The sequence below is a fragment of the Candidatus Aalborgicola defluviihabitans genome, from assembly GCF_016705985.1.
GTDB lineage: Bacteria > Pseudomonadota > Gammaproteobacteria > Burkholderiales > Burkholderiaceae_C > Allorhodoferax > Allorhodoferax defluviihabitans.
The window spans coordinates 135106-156309 of record NZ_JADJKN010000013.1; the positions used below are offsets into that span (position 1 = coordinate 135106).

Genomic DNA, 21204 nt, shown 5'->3' on the forward strand with positions numbered 1-21204 from the left:
TTTGCGTGCCGGCAGGATCAATATTCCACCGGTACGGGATCCAGCGATCGCCAAATATACCAAGTTGCAACGGTGCAATACGGCTCCCAAGCAGCGGCCACCTCGCGCGCGTCGCTGCGGCTCACCACATCACCTGAAAAATAATTGTGGCTGATGCCGTTGATCAGGCCCACATCGTCCAGCGGCAACACGTTGGGCCGCATGAGGTGAAAAATCAAAAACATCTCAGCCGTCCAGCGACCAATACCGCGGATGGCTACCAGCTCGGCCACGATCTCATCGTCGCTCATGGCATCCCATGACTTGACGTGCAAGGCCCCGTTGTCAAAGTGCAGCGCCAGATCGACCAGGTATTCGACCTTGCGCGTACTTAAGCCCGCGGCGCGCATGTCGTCGACCTTGAGCTTGAGCACGTTGGCCGCTGTGATCTTGCGCGGCAACAGTGCAGCAAAGCGGTCCCACACCGTTTGCGCGGCCTTGACGGAAATCTGCTGCCCCACGACGCTACGGGCCAGGGTGACAAAGGCATCACCCCGAGTCTCCAGGCAAGCATCGCCAAACTGCGGGATCAGGCGCTTCATCACCCGGTCCTTCTTGACCAGATGCTTGCAGGCATCCGCCCAAAAATCGGGAATACGCTGCGCGACCGCAGCTGGCTTGGGAGGCACCATTACTTCACGACTTCCCAAGTGGTGCCGGACGCTGAATCTTTGAGCACAATGCCCTGCGCCAGCAAGTCTTTGCGAATGGTGTCCGCCAGTGCAAAGTCGCGCTGAGCCTTGGCTGCTGCGCGCTGGGCAATGCGATCCAGAATGGCCGTTTCATCCAACACCGCACCAGCCTGCAAAAACACCTTGGGGTCGGCCTGTAACAACCCCACGCAAGCGCCCAACGCGCGCAACAACCCAGCCAACGCCTTGGATTGGGTGCGGTTGATCTCGCTAGCCAGGTCAAACAGCACAGCTACCGCTTCAGGCGTACCAAAGTCCTCATCCATGGCCGCCTTGAAGCGGGCGGCAAAGGGCTCGGTCCAGTCAATTGCATCCAACACCTGAGCCGGGACCAGATCCAGCGCCGTGTACAGGCGCTTGAGCGCGGTGCGCGCGTCGTCCAGGTGCGCGTCGCTGTAGTTCAGGGCACTGCGGTAGTGGGTGCGGATCAGGAAAAACCGCACCGTCTCGGCATCGTACTGTTTCAGCACGTCGCGGATGGTGAAGAAATTGCCCAGCGATTTGGACATCTTCTCGTTATCCACCCGCACAAAACCGTTGTGCACCCAGAATTTGGCAAGCGGCTTGCCATTGGCACCTTCACTCTGGGCAATTTCATTCTCATGGTGGGGAAACTGCAGGTCGGCACCACCACCGTGGATATCAAATGTTTCGCCCAGGGTCTTGCAGCTCATCGCAGAGCACTCGATGTGCCAGCCCGGGCGGCCCTTGCCAAAGCTGTAGCCCAGCGCCTGCGCGTCCCACTTGGCATCTTCGGGTTCGCTGTCTTTGGCGGATTTCCACAACACGAAGTCCAGGGGGTCTTCCTTGCCATCTTGCACAGCCACGCGCTCGCCGGCGCGCAGTTCGTCCAGCGACTTGCCCGACAACTTGCCGTAACCCGGAAACTTGCGCACCGCAAAGTTCACATCTCCATTGCTGGCTTGGTAGGCCAAGCCTTTTTGCTCCAAGGTCTTGATGATGGCGAGCATCTCGGGCACGTACTCGGTGGCGCGTGGCTCCAGGCTAGGCGATTCAATTGCCAGTGCACCAATGTCCAGGTGCATCGCGGTAATCATCTCGTCAGTCAGGGCGCGGATGGTAATGCGGCGCTCCACCGCGCGCTTGATGATCTTGTCATCAATGTCGGTGATGTTGCGCACATAAGTCACCTTCAATCCGCTGGCCTTGAGCCACCGCTGGACAATGTCAAACGCCATCATCATGCGCGCGTGACCAATGTGGCACAGGTCGTAAATGGTCATGCCGCACACATACATGCGCACGTGGCCGGGCTCAATGGGGGTAAACGGTTCCAGCGCACGCGACAGCGTGTTGTATATGCGCAAACTCATGGGTATTTCAATGCCACCCGCCCAGGCATTTTGCATCCTGGCAAGGGCTTTCATTCGTCCGAGTGTCGTAAGGGGTAAGTTCGTGGCCTTCACCAAAGGGCGGCTCCACCCCTCAGCTACAATTCAACGCAGTATAAAGCCCCGTGCCAGAGGGGTCATTTAACGCCTGAGAATCTGAAAGCTTTATGACGTACTCCCGCCTACCCGTACTTGGATCCCTGCGATTGCTGACCCTTGCCGCTGCCCTTGCGGTGGGTCTGGCGCATGCAGACGACTATGCAGATGTGTCCCAACTGGTGCGGACCGGCAAATTGGCGGATGCACTGACCAAGGCAGACCTCTACCTTGCCGGTAAACCACGCGATCCACAGATGCGATTTCTCAAAGGGGTCATTCAGCGTGACTCCGGCAAGACGAACGATGCGATCGCCACCTTTACCCATCTGACTGAAGACTTTCCAGAGCTACCAGAGCCCTACAACAACCTGGCGGTTATGTATGCCGGTCAGAGCCAATACGACAAGGCCCGCACAGCACTGGAAATGGCTATTCGTACCAATCCCAGCTATGCAACCGCCCATGAGAATTTGGGCGACGTCTACGCCAAGCTGGCCAGCCAGGCCTACAACAAAGCACTGCAGTTGGACGCAACCAATCCCGCAGTAGCGCCCAAACTTGCCCTTATCCGCGAACTCTTCAGCCTGACGGGCGCCAAGGGCCAGCGCCCTACCGCGACCTCTGCGGTTGCACCCGCCACACCAGTTCCGGCTACACCGGCGGCCACTGCTCCTGCAGCCGTCGTTGCCAAGAATCCTTCGATGCCAACCCCTGCTGCGCCTAGTGCGGCCCCTAGCGATAACGCATCCCGGGATGCGGAGGCTGCTGTGAATGCCTGGGCCAAGGCCTGGTCGTCCCGCGACATGAAAGCCTATCTGGCCTCATACAGCAAAGACTTTGCCACACCGTCTGGCATGAGCCGCAGTGCTTGGGAAGAAGAGCGCCGCCAGCGCATCATCAATAAATCCAAGATCAGCGTGAGGCTGGAACACCTGACCGTAACCGTTTCAGGCAATATGGCGGTTGCCAAATTCAAGCAGGAATACAAAGCCAACGACCTATCCGTTTCCAGCCGTAAGACACTGGACTTGGTCAAAAATGGCGACCGCTGGCAAATTGTCAAAGAATCCACCGGCACCTGATGCTTGACGGTTGACATGGTCAGGTTGATTCTCAAGACGCTGCTGTTGGCCCTGGTGGTCAGCAGCGGCGGTTCCGCCTATGCAGTGCATCCCAAACGGCATGGCAAGTCCAAGCCGCCGGTGCGCAAGGAAGTTGCCGTCGTCAAAGACACCGACGGTGTGGCGGAAGCCCGACTGATCGAGGTATACAAACTGATAGCGCAGGCTCACAACCGCGAAGCACTGATCAAGGCCGACGCACTGGTGGCGGACTACCCTCACTTCCAACTGGCGCAACTGGTGCTCGGCGACCTGCTGGCTGCCAAAACACGGCCGATCAAAGCCTTTGGCGACGTGTCAGACACGGTTGCGCGCAACGCTGGCGCAGCGCTCGCCGAGTTGCGTGAAGAGTCACGACAACGGGTACGTGCCCTGCGTGAACGCCCTGTGCACGGCACAGTGCCATCGCAGTTCCTTGCTCTTTCGCAAAAAACCCGCCATGCGATTGCGGTGGATGCGTCTCGATCGCGGCTGTACCTGTTTGAGAACACCCCCAGCGGACTGAACTTGGTGGCGGACTACTATATCTCGGTCGGCAAGGCGGGCACTGCCAAGGCTGCCGAGGGTGACCAGCGAACACCCTTGGGTGTGTACTACATCACCAGCAACCTGGACCCGAAGTCGCTCAAAGACTTTTACGGATCGGGTGCGCTGCCCATCAGCTACCCCAACATTCTGGATGCCAAGCGTGGCAAAACGGGCAGCGGCATCTGGTTGCACGGCACCCCACCCAACCAATTCTCGCGTGCACCGCAGGCCACCGATGGCTGCGTGGTGCTAGCCAACCCGGACCTGCAACACATCATCCGCACGGTGGAAGTTCGCTCCACCCCCGTGGTGATCGCGACGCAACTTCAGTGGGTGGCACCGCAAAGCACACGCGCGGCGAGCAAGCCGTTTGAAGACGCGCTGCTGGGTTGGCGCAACGCCAAGACTGCAGGTAATCTGCAACAATTGCTTGCCTATTACACGCCTGACTTCAACAGCAACGGCAAAAACCTGGCGCAATGGACGCCAACGCTCAAGACCGAGTTGGACCAGACCCAGGGCCGCACCATTCAGCTCAAGGATTTGTCCTACCTGCACTGGACCGATACCAACGACACCATGGTCGTGACCTTTGGTGAAGTGGCTAATGGCACACGCATGGGCTTGAACAAGCGTCAATACTGGATTCGCCAGGAGAATCAGTGGAAGATATTTTTTGAAGGAGTGATTTGATGATGAAACAGAGGAACACATGGAGCCGCCGTGCCGTGGTGACTGGTCTGGCAATGGCTCTGCTGCCCGCAGCGGCAATGGCCGATGCAGCGCCCAAGGTAAAGTTCCAGACCAGCATGGGCGACTTTGTGGTGGAGGTCTATCCCGACAAGGCCCCCAAGACCGTGGAAAATTTTCTGCAATACGTCAAGTCAAAACATTACGACGGCACCATCTTCCACCGGGTGATTCCCAACTTCATGGTCCAGGGAGGCGGCTACACCACCAAATTCGATGAGAAGATCATGCGCCCGCCCATCGTGCTGGAAGCCAACAACGGCCTCAAGAATGATGCTGGCACCATTGCCATGGCCCGCACCATGGACCCCAACTCGGCCACCTCACAGTTCTTCATCAACGTCAAGGACAATCTCGCACTCAACGCCCGCGGCAATGCGGACGGCTATGCAGTGTTTGGTCGCGTGGTCTCCGGCATGGACACGATTCAAAAAATCCGAAACGTACCCACTGGCCCCGGAGGGCCCTTTCCCACGGATGCACCGCAAACCCCTGTCGTTATCAACTCCGCCACTTTGGTGAAATAAATCATGAGCAATCCACAAGTCGAACTCCACGTCACGAACTACGGTGTCATCACCCTGGAACTGGATCAGGACAAAGCGCCCCAATCGGTGGCCAACTTCCTGTCCTACGTGAACAAGGGCCACTACAACAACACCATCTTCCACCGCGTGATTCCCGGCTTCATGGTCCAGGGCGGCGGCATGGAGCCCGGCATGAAACAGAAGACCTGCGATGCCCCCATCCAGAATGAAGCCAACAACGGCCTCAAAAACGCCAACTACACGGTGGCGATGGCCCGCACCGGCGACCCCCACTCTGCTACAGCCCAGTTCTTCATCAACGTGGCCGACAACGGCTTTTTGAACCACACTGCGCCCAGCGCACAGGGCTGGGGCTATACCGTGTTTGGCAAGGTAATTTCCGGCGCTGACGTGGTGGACAAGATCAAGGCCGTCAAGACCGGCCGCACCGGCTTTCATGATGACGTGCCCAAGGAAGACGTCGTGATTGAAAAAGCCGTCGCCCTCTAAGCAAGGTTCGTGCGGGATGGAACTTCACGCGCCATCCCGCTGGCAATGCATTGACTTCATTTCGGACCTGCACCTGCAGGCGTCCGAATCAGCCACCGTTCTGGCTTGGCAACGCTATCTGCGTGGTACGGTGGCTGATGCCGTCTTCATCCTCGGTGATTTGTTTGAAGTCTGGGTGGGTGATGACACACTGGCGCAAAGCGGCAGCTTTGAAGCACAGTGCGCCAACACCCTGAGCAGCACTGCCAACCGCCTTGATTTATACATCCTGCACGGCAACCGCGACTTTCTGATGGGCCCTGCGTTGGCTGCGGCTTGTAACTGCACCCTGCTGGACGACCCTACCCTGCTGTCATTTGCCGGTGAGCGCTGGCTGCTAACCCATGGCGACGCGCTGTGCCTGAGTGATACCGACTACCTGCGGTTTCGCACCCTGGTGCGCAGTGCGCAATGGCAACAAGACTTTATGAGTAAACCGCTAGCTGAGCGCACGGCCGTCGCCCATTCGCTGCGCGCCCAAAGCGAGGCGCGCAAACGCAGTACAACGGTGTATGCCGATGTAGACGTCAGCGCTGCCAACAGCTTGTTGCAGGCCCAAGGCGCGCGCCACATGATTCACGGCCACACCCACCGCCCCGCAACGCACCATCTGGATACCGAACGTGAACGCCTCGTGTTGAGTGATTGGGATCTGAGCGCCCAACCACCCCGTGCCGATGTGCTGCGCTTACGCCTCAGTGGCTCCGGTGACGGCGAGCGTTATACCGTCGAGCGCATCCCACCCAGCATGGCCGTTGGGCAGGCCCAAGGCTAAACCCAAAGTTGCGGGTCTACCGCATCTATCTGCAACGGGTCCAAATATGTCTTGGCATAGCGCTCGTAAACACGCTCCTGTACAAAAATATCAAACAAATCCGGGTCAATGTGCCCGTTCATCTTGAACTTGTGCATGATGCCCATAGCCTGCGACAGCTTCATACCCTGCTTGTAGGGGCGGTCGCGCGCTGTCAGGGCTTCAAAAATATCGGCAATGCCCATGACCCGCGCCTGCACCGACATTTGGTCGCGCGTCAGGCCTTTAGGGTAGCCCTTGCCATCCATGCGTTCGTGGTGGCCACCAGCGTATTCGGGCACATTTTTCAGATGCTTGGGCCAGGGTAGCTGCTCGAGCATCTTGATGGTAGCCACGATGTGGTAATTGATGACATCGCGCTCAGCCGCCGTCAGGGTGCCGGCGCGAATGGTGAGGTTCTCAATCTCATTGGCCGACAGGAATTCTGCCTCAACGCCAGCAACGTTGCGCCAGGTGTGCTGGCGACCAATGTCGCGCACCCGCTGCAAATCGGCTACCTGCATGGATTCGGCCCCGTGGTTGGCTTTGCGCAGGAACTCGCGGTCATCGTCCAGGGCATCAATCGCTTCACGCGCCTGTGTCCACAGCTGCGCCTCTGCCGCTGCGTCATGTTGCTCGCGCAGTGCCAGTTGGGCGTACAGAGCGGAAATTTCCTGGTCGCGCTTGAGCACCTCAAAGCGGGTGTCTATCAGGTCGATGCGGTCAAACAATGTCTGCAGCTTGGTAGCCTTGTCCACCACATGCACCGGCGTGGTGACCTTGCCGCAGTCATGCAAGAGTCCCGCAATTTTGAGCTCGTAGCGATCACGGTCATCCATGGTAAATGCCGCCAACGGCCCCGACTTGTGGGCATTGACCGCCTCGGCCAGCATCATGGTCAGCGCTGGCACCCGCTGGCAATGGCCGCCGGTGTAGTGCGATTTTTCGTCTATGGCCAGGTTAATCAGGCTGATGAACGATTCAAACAGCGTTTCCAGCTGTGACATTAAATTGCGGTTGGTAATGGCGATGGCCGCCTGTGAGGCCAATGACTCGGCCAGGCTCTGGTCAGCATTGGAGAACGCTACTACCGCTCCACCGGGTGGGGGCGTGCAGTTAAGGAGCTGCAGCACACCAATCACATCGCCCTCATGGTCCTTCATAGGAACCGTCAGAAACGACTGGGAGCGGTAACCGGTGCGCGCATCAAACTGTCGTGTTCCCGAAAAATCGAAGTTTGGCTCGGTATAGGCGTCAGCGATGTTGACCGTTTGGTTGTGGATGGCGGCGTAGGCTGCCACCATGGCATCGTTGGGGCGCCCTTCGGCGTCGTGCAGGGGCAAATTGGGAAAGTCGATGGATTTGCCCGATGTCCCACCCATGGCGATCTTGAGGGAATCGGTTTTTATGATCTCAAAGCGCAGTGCCTGCCGGTCATCGGTCACACGGTAGAGTGTGCCACCATCCGCATGGGTGATGGTCTTGGCCGCCACCAGGATGTTTTCCAGCAGGCGGGTGATGTCACGCTCTTTGGACAGCGCCGCGCCAATGGTATTGAGTTGCTCCAGCCGTCGCAGCAAGTCTTCGATTGAGTCCACGGATACCCCTTGTCAAAGAAAACACGTTCGCCAGGGCGAACGCGCCATTCTTTCACAGCTGTATGCCGGGGTGCCGCTATTTTTTTAGCAGTACCTTGAGCACGCTCTGCACCCGACGTGCTGCCGTGGCGTTGTACGGGCCGGCAAGCACCGAGGCCGTGTCCTGGCCCCAGGTCTGCGCTGGCGGCGGATCGTTCCGTTTGGTGAGCAACTGCAATTGCAGGTTGCGCCGCGCATCCAGGTCTTCCGCTGGCGTGGGCACTTCAGCGGCCATTTCCAGACGCAGCAAGGCTACATGCGGATCGACCGGTTTGGCGGCAACAGCTCCCTTGGCTTCCCCTCCCAGGGCTTGCACCCACGCAGCGCGCACTGCAGGTGCCGCGCGGTTGCCCAGTTCTTGCGTACCAGGGACCAAGCTGGCATCGCGCTTTTCCCAGGCGGTGAGCAATTGGGTCAGGGCTTCACCATGCGCTTGCATGGCCAGTTTTTTGAGCGCATGTTGTGCATGTTCCAGTGCGTCGCGTTGCGCGCGGAAGGCTGCGTCGCCCAGACGCGGTGCTTCGGGACGACTCTCGGCACCAAAGCGGCTCGATGGACGGCCACCGTCACGCCCTTCAGGACGCGGACCACGATCACCGGGGCGCTGGCCAGGCTTGGAATCTCTCGGACCACGAGCGCTGTCGCTGCGCTCACCCCATTTGCCCGGGCGGCCTGCCGCTGCCGGGGAGGTATCTTTGCGGGTACCGGGGCGGTCGTCGCCCCGAGCTGCCACCACCCGTTTAGGCGGGGCCTTGGGTGCGGCAACTGGCTCTGCGGGTGCGGGTGCGATAGCTTCTGCATCTGCAGTCGCTTCGGAATCTGCAGTTGTTTCCGAGTCCGTGCTTGCTATCGCTTCAGTTGCTATTGTTTCAGTAGCTTCTTGCGTAGATTCCACGAGGGCTGGCGGCATATTCTCTGCGGAGTCGCTGGTTTGGGCAGCGGCCTTGGCCTGGCCTTCTTCGGAACCAGCTGTCTGCACATCAGCCTGCGCCTGCGCCTGACCTTGCAAAGCCGCTTCCAGTGCAGCCATGGCAGCGCGGATGGTTTGGGCGTCTCCGCTGGCATTGGCGGTATCCAGCGCCTTGGCAGCTTGCAGCACTGCACGGTCACGCAGACCCAGAGCGGCCTCGGCCTTTTCACGGTCGGCAGTTTTGCGGTTGAACGCATCGTCAATGGGTTTGCGGAAGGCATCCCAGAGCTTTTGCTCCTGGCGGCGGTCCATGGGCACGCGGTGCGCCACGGCCTGCCAGCGTTGCTGCAAGGCTTTAACGGCATCAATGCGCAATTCCGCGGCAGCGCCCAGCATCTTGGCCTCTTCAATCATGGCATGGCGCAGGGCCATGCTCTCGGCCTGCAGGGCCTCCAGTGGCGCAGCCGCTTTGGCTATGGCCGCCTTCCACAGCGGTTGCATCTCGGCAAAAGCCTTTTCGCCCAGGTGCCCTGCTTCGCGCCAACGGTCGCCAAACTGGTGCAGGATGCGGTTGAAACCTTTCCAGTCGTCATCCAGCGCAGTGGTGTTGGCATCGGCCCAAGCCTTTACTTCTTCAATCAGCGCCAGGCGCTGGGCTTTATGTTCGGCAGACTCGGCACGCACCTTGTCCAGCCAGGCTTCGACCACCTTGTGGGCATCGTTGCAGGCTTCGTCAAAGCGCTTCCACATGGAATGGTTGGGCGCGCCGCCCTGGTCGGTTTGCTTCCATTGCTCGCGCAGGGAGCGCAAGGTCTCCTGCATCTTGCGCCCACCGATGGCCTGGCCTTCGGGGCGCTTGAGTAGGCCTTCCGCCTGGGCGACCAATGCTTCACGCAACTGGTCGGCACGCCAGCGCTGCCAACCTTCCAACTCACCGGCTGCTGCCAGAGCCGCATGGGCCTGGTTTTCCAGCTTGTCGTCAATCAGGCGACCATTTTCTTTCAGCGCATGGCGCAAAGCATTGGCGGCGCCGGCACTGGCTTTGCCGTGCCCTTCGGCAATTTCCAGCTCCAGCGTGGCCAGAACTTCTTTGACTGTGGCACTGGCCTGTGCGCGCACCTCAGGGTCAATCTTGGGTTTGGCCTGCTTGGGCGCTGCCTCGATCGGAACGCCACGCGCCACGCGCAGCTCATCCGCCCAAACCAGAACGGGCGGCAGAGGAGCCGAAGCATCCTGAGCCGCGGCCACGGCTTGGCCCAGAGCTGCCTGAAAGGCATCCCAAACGACCAGCAACTGGCCTTTGGATGCTTCCAAAAGGGGCGGAAATTTCACATCCACGCTGGCCCAACTGCTGTCGGCCGCCAATTCGGCGGCCTGCGCCTGCCATTGCCCCACATCCACGCGCAAGGCGTCCAGCGCCGCCTGGGCGTCTTGCCAGGACTTGGTGGACAGCACCTCAATGCGCTGTGCCAGCAGCACGGCGGCTTCGCGTTGCACCTGGACCCTGCGTTGCAGGTCTTCAATTACGCGCACGCGCTCAGCCAATTGGGTTTTGAGTGCGGCCAGCGGCTCCCGGCTCAGTGGCGCACCGGCCTTGGCGGCATCACGTTGCCACGCCAAGGCATCGGCAATATTGAGCTTGGCCGTGTCCAACAAGGCCTGTGCCTTGGTGGCCCAATCGGCAGCCAGCGCTTCCTGGCTCTTGATACGACGGGCTTCGTCGATCTTTTCGCGCACCAGTTTGGCGGCACCCTTGTCTTTGACACTGAGTTCCTTGAACACATCTGCCAGTTGCTCTGGCGCGGGAGTGCTCTGCAGCCACTCGCGCACGCGCGCAGCGCGCTCGCCAGAAGTGGGGGCTGTAAAGGCACCACCGGTCAGACTATCCAAATGGGCAATATCGTTGTTTTTAGCGGTAGAAGTCGACGTCACGGTGGGCTCGGGTGTAGTTGGAAAAGAAAATCTGCAACTGCGTATTTTCGCCGCGATTTGGCGGCTTCCCGCCGGTTTTTGTCAGCAGCCAATTGTTTGAACAAAAATCAGGCTATAGCCCTCGTCAAATATACGTTATGCGCTATTAAATTATGAGCATTCAACAAAAAACATTGACCCAATCGCGTTGACTTCCCTCAATGCCGCCCCCGGGAACTGCACCACGACACTACATATATATAGAGCACTGCCTGGATATATGCGGTTTTCTGGGAGAACCAACGAAAAAAGCCCGGAGTCCAAACCTGCGTTCGTACTCCGGGCTCGACGGCGGACCACAGGTCCATGCCGTCTGGGTTGGCATCGCAGAGATTGAAGTCCACGTTGCACTAGAAGCAATAGATTGCCTCCGTAAGTTACCGGGGCCGCTTCATCACAAATACCGTCACGGTACGGACTGGCTACTGCCGGAACATAACCTGAATCAACAGGCAACTTCAGTCTAACAATTGGCCGATAACTTTGCAAATTCTGTTTTCAATGGATCTGAGCGCCGCGATTGCGAGATTTTCCAACCCACGAAAACCACTGGGAAGCCGCATAAACGCTAGAAAAGTCGTTTTCATACGACCAAATTTAGAATAACAAACCTATTTAATATTGTTGACTAGGTATATCCAAGCCCCCTAGAATCCGCCCATCCCGAGTTTTGAACTAGGGATAACCCGTACCCGCTGCCGAACCCGGCATATTCAAATCGCTGCACATGTCGAATCGACGCCGCAGGATATTGATAGCGTACCAACCCAAACGAGGTGGCTGACGTCGCCGCTCTGCACGCAGAGCATGACGCAAGCCCCCGCGCCTAAGAAGGAAGAGCTATGACAGCGACCGAAAAATTTACCAAGGGCTTGGCAACATTTGCCAGCGACATTGCCCAAGGTTTCTTCGAAATCACACACAACGGTTTTGCCCTTCTGGGCTTGGCCGTGATGTTTGCCGTAATCACCCTGACCGCAAGGCCAGAAATCCGCCAGGCGGGAGAAGTCCAGTTGATGAGCTGGCTCCAAACCCGCCAGCCACTCGTTATCGCTGTGGCCAATAACATCGACGCCATTGACCGTGCCACAGCCACCAACCCACAAAGCCTGCCCAAGCAGCAAGCCGCAGTGGCCTATTGGCTGAGCAAAAAGTACGGCGTTGCGCCAGAACCCATCAGCGCATTGGTGGCTGAAGCGTTTGAAACCGGCAAAAGTGCCAAACTTGACCCCACGCTGATCCTGGCCGTCATGGCCATCGAATCGGGTTTCAACCCATTCGCACAAAGCTCCGTGGGTGCACAGGGCCTGATGCAGGTCATGACCAAGATCCACAGCGACAAATACGAAGGCTTTGGCGGCAAGCTGGCCGCCTTTGACCCGATTGCCAACCTGCGCGTAGGCGTCAAGGTCCTGCGGGATTGCGTCAATCGGGCCGGTTCGGTTGAAGGCGGGCTCAAGCTCTACGTGGGTGCCGGCAATATGGAGACCGACAATGGCTATACGGCCAAGGTCATTGCCGAACACAACCGTCTGCAGCTGGTATCCAGTGGCCGAATCACCCCCTTTACCGCGCCCCAGATCGTTCCTGTGAGCCTCCCCATCAAACCAGTGGAAGCGCCAGAGAACGTAGCCAGCTACGTCGCCTCGTAAGCCGGTTCGGGTAAACTCGACACCGCACGCAACTGGCGATAGGCGCCCAAATCCGAGCGGTTTGAGGCGCTGACGTGGGATCACCACTAGGAAGCGTGCCGCAGCATCTACGCAGGTGCGTGCGTTCAGCCGTTCGCCTGGGCAGCCCTTGTTTCATTTCGTCACATTGCGTAGATGACCCAAGGTTCATTGTCTTAAAGGACTGCCATGTACAACCGCACTATCCTCGTCGAACAGACCGATCCCGAACTGTGGGCCGCCATCCTGGCTGAAAATGCCCGCCAAGAACACCACATCGAGCTGATTGCCAGCGAAAACTACGCCTCCCCCGCAGTCATGGCGGCCCAAGGCAGCCAGCTGACCAATAAATACGCTGAAGGCTACCCTGGCAAGCGCTACTACGGTGGCTGCGAGCATGTCGACGTGGCCGAACTACTGGCCATTGACCGCATCAAGCAAATTTTTGGCGCCGAAGCCGCCAACGTGCAACCCCACTGCGGTGCATCCGCCAACGAAGCCGTATTTCTGGCCTTTTTGAAGCCTGGCGACACCATCATGGGCATGAGCCTGGCCGAAGGCGGCCACCTAACGCATGGCATGGCGTTGAACATCAGTGGCAAATGGTTCAATGTCGTCTCCTACGGCCTGAATGCCAAGGAAGAGATTGACTACGAAGCCATGGAACGTAAAGCCCATGAAACCAAGCCCAAACTGATCATCGCCGGTGCCAGTGCCTATTCCCTGGCCATCGACTTTGAGCGCTTTGCCAAAGTAGCCAAAGATGTGGGTGCTATTTTTATGGTGGATATGGCCCATTACGCCGGCCTGATCGCCGCCGGCATCTATCCCAACCCCGTTCCCCACGCCGATATCGTCACGTCCACCACCCACAAGAGCCTGCGCGGCCCACGCGGTGGCATTATTTTGATGAAGGCCCAGCACGAGAAGGCCATCAACAGTGCCATCTTCCCCGGCTTGCAAGGTGGCCCGCTGATGCACGTGATTGCCGCCAAGGCAGTGGCATTCAAAGAAGCGCTGAGCCCAGAGTTCAAGACCTACCAGCAGCAAGTGCTCAAAAATGCCCAAATCGTGGCCGAAACGCTCACGCAACGTGGTTTGCGCATCGTCAGTGGCCGCACCGAAAGCCACCTCATGCTGGTGGACCTGCGCGCCAAGGGCATTACCGGCAAAGAAGCCGAAGCCGTGCTGGGCGCTGCCCACATGACCATCAACAAGAACGCCATCCCCAACGACCCCGAAAAACCCATGGTCACCAGCGGCGTGCGCATCGGCACACCGGCCATGACCACGCGCGGTTTCAAGGACGAGGAAGCCCGTGCAACGGCCCATCTGATTGCCGACGTGCTGGACAACCCGCGTGACGAAGCCAATATCGCCGCCGTGCGCGCCAAGGTGCATGCATTGACAGCGCGCTTCCCGGTTTACGGCTGATCGCATGAAATGCCCGTTCTGCAGTCACTCCGAAACCCAGGTGGTGGAAACGCGGATCTCAGAGGACGGGGATTTCATTCGTCGACGCCGCCAGTGCGCCTCTTGCACAAAGCGCTTCACTACCTATGAGCGCCCCGATGTCAATTACCCGTCCATCGTCAAAAAGGATGGACGGCGTATCGAATACGACCGAAGCAAGCTGCTGGCTTCGTTCAAGCTCGCATTGCGCAAGCGCCCGGTTAGCACCGAGCAGGTCGACGGTGCGATGGAGCGTATTGAAGAAAAACTGCTGAACCTGGGCCTGCGCGAGGTACCCTCTGCGCGCATTGGCGAGCTGGTGATGCGCGAGCTAAAAAAGCTCGACAAGGTAGCCTACGTGCGCTTTGCCAGTGTTTACCGCAGCTTTGAAGACATTGATGAGTTCAAGACGCTGGTGGATGAGGTGCAGCGGTAATCTATCCATCGCCCGCCGTTTATCCGTACGTCCCAACCATTGGTCATGTGGTCGTGGTGTTTGCGATGGATTTGCGCCATGCTCACCCCATGAGAAGATCAAACGGCTTTACTTTGATAGAAATTCTGTTGGTGATTGCCATCTTGGGTATTCTTGTCACCATAGCGGCCCCATCGTTCAAACGGCAGATTCAGGCCAACAACATGACCAGCGCCGTCAACTCCTTCCTGGCAGACGTCAGATTTGCACGTAGTGAGGCCGTGCGACGCGGTGGTGGCGTAGTAATGTGCAGAAGCGACGCACCAGAGGGTGCCACAGCAGTATGTGGCGCAGGTACTGGACCAGGGGGCAACGGCTGGGTCAGCGGTTGGATTGTTTTTCACGACAAAAACGGCAATAGCAACCGCAATTACAACGTAGACCCCATCGTCGACGACACAATTCTTCGTGTTCAATCACCCATTACGTCACTGGACTCTATTCTCGAAAGTGGCGTGTCCTCTTCCACCAAGCTGGTGTTCACAGCCACTGGGCGCCTGCAAAACCTCGGTTCCCGCAACATCGATCCAATTTGGAGGCGGCGACTATGCCGCCGAACTTCAACGGATCGTCTGCGTAAGCTTGGGTGGGCGGGCAAGGGTTGCGGGCGATGGAAACACAGCGTGCGGAGCAAATGGGCTATGAAGTATCAGACTCGTCATTTTCGGCAGCAAAACGGCGCCACGCTCATTGAAGTGTTGGTGGCGATATTGATTTTGTCGTTCGGCTTACTGTCTTTAGGCGCCATGTTGTCTTACTCGGTGCAATTGCCCAAGTTGTCAGGGCACAAGATGATCGCGACAAATATTGCGTCTGACTATATTGAACGCATCCGCGCCAATCCAGGCGAGTTCACTTCTGGCACATACACCGTGGTTTCAAACTACAACGGCAGTTTTGACCCAGTCGATTTGGACGAGTGCGTTTTTCCTAATTGCACGGCTTCAACACTGGCTGCCATGGACACTGCCGCCGCCAAAAATGCAGCGCGCGCCTTATTACCTGCTGGCGGTCTGATGGTGAACTGTGACGGGGGCAATTGTGCATCGACCAATGCCTTTGGTAATTTGTGGATCATCTGGCAAGAACCCAGTACCAGCGCGGTGCTAAACGCTGCCAACTCCGACACCTGCCCCACTGAAGTGACAGATGCCCACTATGACCCTGCCCCACGCTGCCTCTATTTGAGATTTAAGGTATGACACGCAAGCAACATACACCGCGGTCACGGCATGGCGCCGGCTTTTCACTGATTGAATTGCTGGTATCCCTGGCCATTGGGCTGATCATCATGGTTGCAGCCATATCAGCATATGTGGGGTCCGCCGGTGCAAGTAGGATGTCCGATGCACAAAGCCGCATGAACGAAGATGCTCAAGCAGCGCTAGGCATTCTGGCGCAACAGATACGAATGGCCGGCAACAACCCTGATCAGCCTAACCGTGTGGGCAATGCAAATCCAGCACTATCCAGTCTGCGCAACCCGGTCTATGGGACTACGTCTTTAACGCTCGCGGGGACCAATACCACCAGCCAACTCTCTATGCGTGGCTGTGATGGCACTTTTACCAACATCAACTCAACCAACACCACCACAACCGGCATAGACGCATTGACCTGTGTTGCAGGTGGCACCAACACGGTGCCAGACTCTATTGCCGTTAGCTATGAAGCAGACCGGTTTAACACCATCCCCACTGGTGGCACCAGTAGTTTGCCAACTGACTGTCTGGGCAACAAGTTGCCGGTTGTCACAGCCACCGTCTCCACAATCGTTGCCGGCACGGCCAGTTCGGCCGATGTCACCTACACCGTGGCGGACAATCGGTATTACATTGGCACTGCATCGGTAGCGAATGTGGTCACGCCATCCTTGTATTGCAAAGGCAATGGCGGTGCCAGCGTACAAATGCCCATGGTAGAAAATATTGAAACTCTGCAACTCCGCTATGGTACGGTTAGCACCGCCTCAACAGCTACAACTGCAACCGTTGCGGGCTATCTGCATGCGACAGAAGTCCTGACAGAGACCAGCATGGCTCTGCTCGCCAATGATGCTGAGCGTTGGGCCAAGGTGGCTACTGTTCGTATCTGCGTACTGGTACGCAGTGAGAATCCGGTCGCGCCCAATGCCGCGTCGGCTCAGTACACAGATTGCGCTGGCAACTTGGTCGACAACCCACCCGACCTGCGACTGCGCAGAGCCTATACCACCACGGTTGTTCTGCGAAATCGACGCCTCTAAACCTCTTTGAACAATTGACCCATTATGGAATATCGTTTTTCAAACAAGCGCCCGCTCACCCGGCCCCCACACACGCAAAAGGGCGTGGTGCTAATCATTGCCATGATTATGTTGATTGTGGTTTCCATCTTGGCTGTCACCAGCATGCGCAATGCCGCTTCCACCGAAGCTCTGGCGGGCAATGTGCGCACCACCGAACTCGCGACCCAGGCCGCAGATATCGCTCTACGGCATTGTGAATCATCCGTTGTCGAAATCAACTCAGTCGCTGGTGGAGCAACGCCCAGCTATGCCACCACAATTACCGCTGCCGATATATTGCCAGCGGCCACACCACCCAATTGGCAAAACACCTCAACCTGGGACAGTGTGTCTGCCAATGTTCTGGTCCTTCCCAATGCATTGGTTGGTGGCAACGGCACCTACAAGCGCCCGCCAGAATGCATGATCGAGAATATTCCCATCATTAAGGCGGGCACCTCCACCGTGAATAACACAGCTTCTTACGTCATCACTGCCCGCGGGTTTGGCCCCGAGGTAGCCGCCGCCGATGCCAGCCGCACGCGCCCTATGGGCAGCGAGGTTTGGCTGCAATCCCACCTTGAACTTCAATAGCGTCTAGAGGTACCACCATGTTCCATTTCAAACCGAAAAATGTGTTGTTGACCTTGAGTCTGGCCGCAGCAGCCCACACCACCCTTGCGGCCATTTCGCAAGAGCCTTTGCTCAACCGGCCCAACACGGTGCCACCCAATTTGGCACTGGTTCTTGATACCTCTGGCTCGATGAATGCGTCCTATATCTACCAGTATGGTGACATTGATGGAAGCGGGATGGGCATGACTGGACCAGACGACGATACCTACGCAAAGTATTCGCCTGATGTCAACATGATTTATTACAACCCCAAGACACGCTACCTGCCGCGGGTTGATTACTTGGGTAATCCGAAAGCTACCTCTACTTCAACATCCAATTGGAAGACCTACTTCCGAAAAACGACCGGCGCTTACACGAAAACTCAACTTGACAAGGCGTCGGACTACTACGACCCCTATACACCGACCACCGCTGAAGTCGTTAGTGGCGGAACAGGCATCACCTACCCTGTGAATACCAGTTCAGCCGTTTCGTCTACCAAGTTTCCGAAATTCGTTGCCCGTGACGACTGCGCGAATACAACCTACTGCACCCGCACGGAAGAGCGTCAGAACCATAAAAATTGGGTTGATTGGTATGACACCCGCGGCTCAATGGCTGTCACTGGCATCTTGGCTGCTTTTGCGACTTTAAAGCCTGGTGCCATTCGACTGGGCTATGGAACGATTGGCGGGCTGGATAGCGGCAATTTGTCACGTGGTGTTAGCTTGTATGGCGACCCGACGGTAGTCGCACCAACAGTGGAACCCGCGACCGGAACCAAGGGCAAGTTCTTTGATTGGATGGAAGCACAAACCTTCACCACGAGCACGCCCAACTTGACCGCCATCAACAATGTTGGTAAATACTTTGAACGCACGGACAGCGATGGTCCTTGGGCAACCCTTCCCAATGCAGGCTCGACAGGCATCAGCACGGTTACAGCAACAGGGCCGGGCAAGAATGAGGCAAGTAAGGACCATGCCAGTTGCAGGCGTTCGTTCTCCATGCTGGTAACTGACGGTTACTCCAACGGTGCTGTGCCAACCACGGCAGGTAATGCAGACAACACTGGATTTAGCATTTTGCCGGCGGTTGGACTGCCATTTGTCTACACCCCCTCTGCACCCTATCGCGGTGTCGACAAGAATACCATGGCAGATATTGCTATGTATTACTGGGGGCGATTTGCGTACCGGCACTGATGGTCTGGCCAACCGGGTTCCAACCATCAACACGGCCAGCGTGCAAAACCCGTCCACTTGGCAAAACATGTCGTTCTACGCAGTGACGTTGGGCATTGACGGAACCCTGCAGCAAAACGCGGCTACTCGGGCATCTCTGAATACAGGGGCCATATCTTGGCCGACGCCTGTCAACAACAAACCCAGCACCATTGACGACATGTGGCACGCCACCATCAACGGCCGTGGTGAAATGCTGAACGCCAGAAACAGCAATGAACTCACCAGTGGATTGTTGCGCATGTTCGAAAGTATTGCGGGTTTGCCAGAGACTCTATCTGGCGTTGCAGTATCCGCCACCTTCCTGCAGGACGGCACCCGCAAGTTCAAGCCCGAATACATTCCCGGCGCCTGGACGGGAAGATTGTCTGCCATTGAACTGGATGGGGCCACTGGTAACGACAAGGTACCCAGCAACGTATTTTGGCAAGTAGAGAAAGGCGTAAACACCACAACCCTGGACCCTATCAGCCTGATTGATCCGGTGGCCACTCGCAAAAGCAAAGTGTTTACCTGGAATGGCACATCCGCAGTGCCCTTTACAGCGGGTAACACAGGCTTGAGCGCCGATTTGGTAGACTACATTTTGGGTGATTCAACCAAAGAATTGCGCAAGGCCGGTGGCATATATCGCAGCCGAACCGCCAAGCTTGGGGACATTATCAACTCCAGCCCCGCATACATATTTGGTAACGTGGATCTCAGCTACGAAAAGCTGGTGGGTTCTTATGGCACCGCAGCTACCCATACCGATTACCGATCTTTTGTTGCAGATAAACTTGCACGGACCGAAGGTGTCTTGTTTGTTGGCGCCAACGATGGAATGTTGCACGCGTTTGGCAACAATGCTGGTACTGAGTATTTCGCCTATGTTCCCAAAGCAGTTGTGCCCAACCTCTACAAACTGTCGGAATCTCCTTACACGCACCAATACTATGTAGATGGCCCAAATATCGAGACCGATGCGTTTCTAGATGGTGCGTGGAAAAATGTATTGCTGGGTACTACCGGCGCTGGTGCCAAGGCAGTCTATGCATTGGATGTAACCACACCTACAACTATGAATGCCAGCAAGGTGCTGTGGGAAGTTAATAGCAGTACCCCAAGTTTTGCGAGCCTTGGCTATGTGCTCTATAACGTTCAGTCCGGCAAGGTTGAAGCAACCGGTGGCACCAATGACGACTGGGTGGGGATATTTGGTAACGGTGTGGGTAGCACATCAGGTTACGCGAGCCTTTTTGTTGTTAACCTCAAAACCGGTGCATCACAGCCGGTCACAGCCACACCAGCCATCGTACCCCACCCCAATGGTGGCTATGTGGTTAACTTTGGCACGGGCAAGTTTTACGAGCAAACCGATACGGCACCCATTGCGCCTGCTACGACATTCATCACCCAACGGCTCTATGGTGTATGGGACAAGCAACCGTTTGACGGCGCCACATCTGCACCCGTTGGCGCAACCTTGAACAATACATCGTTGTTGCAACAGCAAACCATAGGAGCCGTGATGATTGGTGGGACAGAGTGGTACACGGTATCGACCAATGCAGTGAATTGGGGTGATGGTCTGGCTGGTGTGGGAGCAGGTGGCGGCTATCAGCGTGGCTGGTACATGGACTTGCCCAACAGTGGTCAGCGGGTCGTTTACCCAATCGAACGACTTGCTGAAAGGATCGGCAGCACCAAGGTGTTGGTCAGCACGATCTCGCCCGTCAGTTCGGCTGCTGCAGACTCTGTGTGCAGTCTGGAAGCGGTTCAGGCTGGGCTTACATCATCGATGGGGCCACCGGATCTGGGTCGACCAAACCCACATTCGATACCAACAATGATGGTCGGATCGATGATGGCGACATGGTTGTTTCCGGCTACCGGGATAAGATTGACGGAGTTCCTACACCCATTGAAATTGACAGTACCAGCAGCAAAACAACGATCTGCATCGAATCGGCAGATACCAAGTGTGTCAAAGTTGAGTTGAAGTGTGGTGATATTGGTATGCCGGCTTGCCCGCCAACTCCGTACCCAGGCGCAACAACTATCAAAAAACGCGAGTGGCGCCAACTCTTTATGCGTTAAGCCGCCATCGGTAACTTGGCTAGGTCAAATCAATAACGGGCTCTGTATATATGGACAACCGAAAACCACACACAACCACCAGGCACGGGCCCAAGGGCTCGGCGGGTTTTACGCTGATTGAGGTGATGATTACGGTCGCTATCGTCGGACTACTGGCGTCTATAGCACTGCCGTCTTACTCCAGCTATATAGCCCGATCCCGACGAGCCGATGCCCGAACGCAACTGGTACAGGTGGCGCAATTCATGCAACGCTTCTATGCAGCCAACGATGCGTATAACCTGGACCGCGCAGGCAATGGAACACTGACGCAGGTTCCAGCCAGCCTTACCGTATCACCATCAGACGGTACCAAGCTTTATGACCTTGCCATTCCGGCCGGTACATTGACTGCTACTTCGTATGTGATTCAAATGGTTCCAGTCGTTGGTG

Annotated in this window: 18 protein-coding genes, 1 pseudogene and 1 riboswitch; of the genes and pseudogenes, 15 read left to right on the forward strand and 4 right to left on the reverse strand. The window is 57.1% G+C overall.

The genetic code is table 11. From position 1 onward, the window contains the following. Nucleotides 1-17 precede the first annotated feature (17 nt). The gene (locus IPI80_RS14075; RefSeq protein ID WP_413861118.1) at nt 18-671 is read right to left on the reverse strand and encodes a DNA-3-methyladenine glycosylase family protein; all 654 of its coding nucleotides are present in this window, start codon (nt 669-671) and stop codon (nt 18-20) included. Then, nucleotides 671-2065: a cysteine--tRNA ligase gene (cysS, locus tag IPI80_RS14080; RefSeq protein ID WP_413861120.1), complete on the reverse strand. Its 1395-nt coding sequence runs from the start codon at nt 2063-2065 to the stop codon at nt 671-673. The genes IPI80_RS14075 and cysS overlap by 1 nt, the downstream gene beginning before the upstream one ends. Before the next feature lie 185 nt (nt 2066-2250). On the opposite strand from cysS, the gene IPI80_RS14085 reads away from it, so the two are divergent. From IPI80_RS14085 to IPI80_RS14105, 5 genes are read left to right on the forward strand one after another with little or no spacing between them, the layout of a single operon-like run. Then, a complete protein-coding gene (locus IPI80_RS14085) occupies nt 2251-3264 on the forward strand; it encodes a tetratricopeptide repeat protein (RefSeq protein WP_413861122.1) in 1014 nt (337 codons plus the stop codon). Nucleotides 3265-3279: 15 nt separating this feature from the next. After that, a complete protein-coding gene (locus IPI80_RS14090; RefSeq protein WP_413861124.1) occupies nt 3280-4524 on the forward strand; it encodes a L,D-transpeptidase family protein in 1245 nt (414 codons plus the stop codon). Next, on the forward strand, nt 4524-5108 hold the full coding sequence (locus IPI80_RS14095) for a peptidylprolyl isomerase (protein WP_413861126.1): 585 nt from the start codon (nt 4524-4526) through the stop codon (nt 5106-5108). The genes IPI80_RS14090 and IPI80_RS14095 overlap by 1 nt, the downstream gene beginning before the upstream one ends. A 3-nt stretch (nt 5109-5111) precedes the next feature. Further along, nucleotides 5112-5618: a peptidylprolyl isomerase gene (locus IPI80_RS14100; RefSeq protein ID WP_413861128.1), complete on the forward strand. Its 507-nt coding sequence runs from the start codon at nt 5112-5114 to the stop codon at nt 5616-5618. Nucleotides 5619-5634: 16 nt separating this feature from the next. Continuing rightward, nucleotides 5635-6432: a UDP-2,3-diacylglucosamine diphosphatase gene (locus IPI80_RS14105; RefSeq protein WP_413861130.1), complete on the forward strand. Its 798-nt coding sequence runs from the start codon at nt 5635-5637 to the stop codon at nt 6430-6432. On the opposite strand, the gene IPI80_RS14110 is transcribed toward IPI80_RS14105, so the two are convergent. Both IPI80_RS14110 and IPI80_RS14115 read right to left on the reverse strand, forming a co-directional pair. Next, entirely contained in the window at nt 6429-8048 is a 1620-nt protein-coding gene (locus tag IPI80_RS14110; RefSeq protein ID WP_413861132.1) for an HD domain-containing phosphohydrolase, read from the reverse strand. The genes IPI80_RS14105 and IPI80_RS14110 overlap by 4 nt on opposite strands. Before the next feature lie 76 nt (nt 8049-8124). Next, entirely contained in the window at nt 8125-10929 is a 2805-nt protein-coding gene (locus tag IPI80_RS14115) for a DUF349 domain-containing protein (RefSeq protein ID WP_413861134.1), read from the reverse strand. A gap of 881 nt (nt 10930-11810) precedes the next feature. Between IPI80_RS14115 and IPI80_RS14120 the strand changes: the two genes are divergently transcribed. From IPI80_RS14120 to IPI80_RS14165, 10 genes and pseudogenes are all read left to right on the forward strand, one after another. Continuing rightward, nucleotides 11811-12620, forward strand: coding sequence for a lytic transglycosylase domain-containing protein (locus IPI80_RS14120; protein WP_413861136.1), 810 nt, complete (start codon nt 11811-11813; stop codon nt 12618-12620). Between the two features lie 18 nt (nt 12621-12638). Then, a riboswitch (ZMP/ZTP riboswitch) is annotated at nt 12639-12770 on the forward strand. A 57-nt stretch (nt 12771-12827) separates the two neighbouring features. Continuing rightward, nucleotides 12828-14072, forward strand: coding sequence for a serine hydroxymethyltransferase (gene glyA, locus IPI80_RS14125; RefSeq protein WP_413861138.1), 1245 nt, complete (start codon nt 12828-12830; stop codon nt 14070-14072). Between the two features lie 4 nt (nt 14073-14076). Then, entirely contained in the window at nt 14077-14526 is a 450-nt protein-coding gene (nrdR, locus tag IPI80_RS14130) for a transcriptional regulator NrdR (protein ID WP_413861140.1), read from the forward strand. A gap of 65 nt (nt 14527-14591) precedes the next feature. After that, nucleotides 14592-15767, forward strand: coding sequence for a type IV pilus modification protein PilV (gene pilV, locus IPI80_RS14135; RefSeq protein ID WP_413861142.1), 1176 nt, complete (start codon nt 14592-14594; stop codon nt 15765-15767). Continuing rightward, nucleotides 15764-15865, forward strand: a pseudogene (locus IPI80_RS14140) (PilW family protein); the annotation flags it as partial. The gene pilV and the pseudogene IPI80_RS14140, both read left to right, overlap by 4 nt. Before the next feature lie 60 nt (nt 15866-15925). Continuing rightward, nucleotides 15926-16810: a PilW family protein gene (locus IPI80_RS14145; protein WP_413861168.1), complete on the forward strand. Its 885-nt coding sequence runs from the start codon at nt 15926-15928 to the stop codon at nt 16808-16810. A gap of 24 nt (nt 16811-16834) precedes the next feature. Continuing rightward, nucleotides 16835-17425 carry a PilX N-terminal domain-containing pilus assembly protein gene (locus tag IPI80_RS14150; RefSeq protein WP_413861144.1) on the forward strand — a complete coding sequence of 197 codons (591 nt, stop codon included), beginning with the start codon at nt 16835-16837 and terminating at the stop codon, nt 17423-17425. A 17-nt stretch (nt 17426-17442) separates the two neighbouring features. Next, nucleotides 17443-18654, forward strand: coding sequence for a hypothetical protein (locus IPI80_RS14155; RefSeq protein ID WP_413861146.1), 1212 nt, complete (start codon nt 17443-17445; stop codon nt 18652-18654). Next, nucleotides 18638-20674, forward strand: coding sequence for a pilus assembly protein (locus IPI80_RS14160; RefSeq protein WP_413861148.1), 2037 nt, complete (start codon nt 18638-18640; stop codon nt 20672-20674). The genes IPI80_RS14155 and IPI80_RS14160 overlap by 17 nt, the downstream gene beginning before the upstream one ends. Nucleotides 20675-20822: 148 nt before the next feature. Continuing rightward, nucleotides 20823-21204 (forward strand): type IV pilin protein (locus IPI80_RS14165; RefSeq protein WP_413861150.1); only part of this gene is annotated, 382 nt, incomplete at its 3' end.

Coding starts and splice junctions, on each gene's coding strand:
- IPI80_RS14120 (WP_413861136.1), top strand. CDS start 11,811: ATGACAGCGACCGAAAAATTTACCAAGGGCTTGGCAACATTTGCCAGC.
- IPI80_RS14095 (WP_413861126.1), top strand. CDS start 4,524: ATGATGAAACAGAGGAACACATGGAGCCGCCGTGCCGTGGTGACTGGT.
- IPI80_RS14105 (WP_413861130.1), top strand. CDS start 5,635: ATGGAACTTCACGCGCCATCCCGCTGGCAATGCATTGACTTCATTTCG.
- IPI80_RS14085 (WP_413861122.1), top strand. CDS start 2,251: ATGACGTACTCCCGCCTACCCGTACTTGGATCCCTGCGATTGCTGACC.
- glyA (WP_413861138.1), top strand. CDS start 12,828: ATGTACAACCGCACTATCCTCGTCGAACAGACCGATCCCGAACTGTGG.
- IPI80_RS14155 (WP_413861146.1), top strand. CDS start 17,443: ATGTTCCATTTCAAACCGAAAAATGTGTTGTTGACCTTGAGTCTGGCC.
- IPI80_RS14145 (WP_413861168.1), top strand. CDS start 15,926: ATGAACGAAGATGCTCAAGCAGCGCTAGGCATTCTGGCGCAACAGATA.
- cysS (WP_413861120.1), bottom strand. CDS start 2,065: ATGAGTTTGCGCATATACAACACGCTGTCGCGTGCGCTGGAACCGTTT.
- nrdR (WP_413861140.1), top strand. CDS start 14,077: ATGAAATGCCCGTTCTGCAGTCACTCCGAAACCCAGGTGGTGGAAACG.
- IPI80_RS14150 (WP_413861144.1), top strand. CDS start 16,835: ATGGAATATCGTTTTTCAAACAAGCGCCCGCTCACCCGGCCCCCACAC.
- pilV (WP_413861142.1), top strand. CDS start 14,592: ATGGATTTGCGCCATGCTCACCCCATGAGAAGATCAAACGGCTTTACT.
- IPI80_RS14090 (WP_413861124.1), top strand. CDS start 3,280: ATGGTCAGGTTGATTCTCAAGACGCTGCTGTTGGCCCTGGTGGTCAGC.
- IPI80_RS14100 (WP_413861128.1), top strand. CDS start 5,112: ATGAGCAATCCACAAGTCGAACTCCACGTCACGAACTACGGTGTCATC.
- IPI80_RS14075 (WP_413861118.1), bottom strand. CDS start 671: ATGGTGCCTCCCAAGCCAGCTGCGGTCGCGCAGCGTATTCCCGATTTT.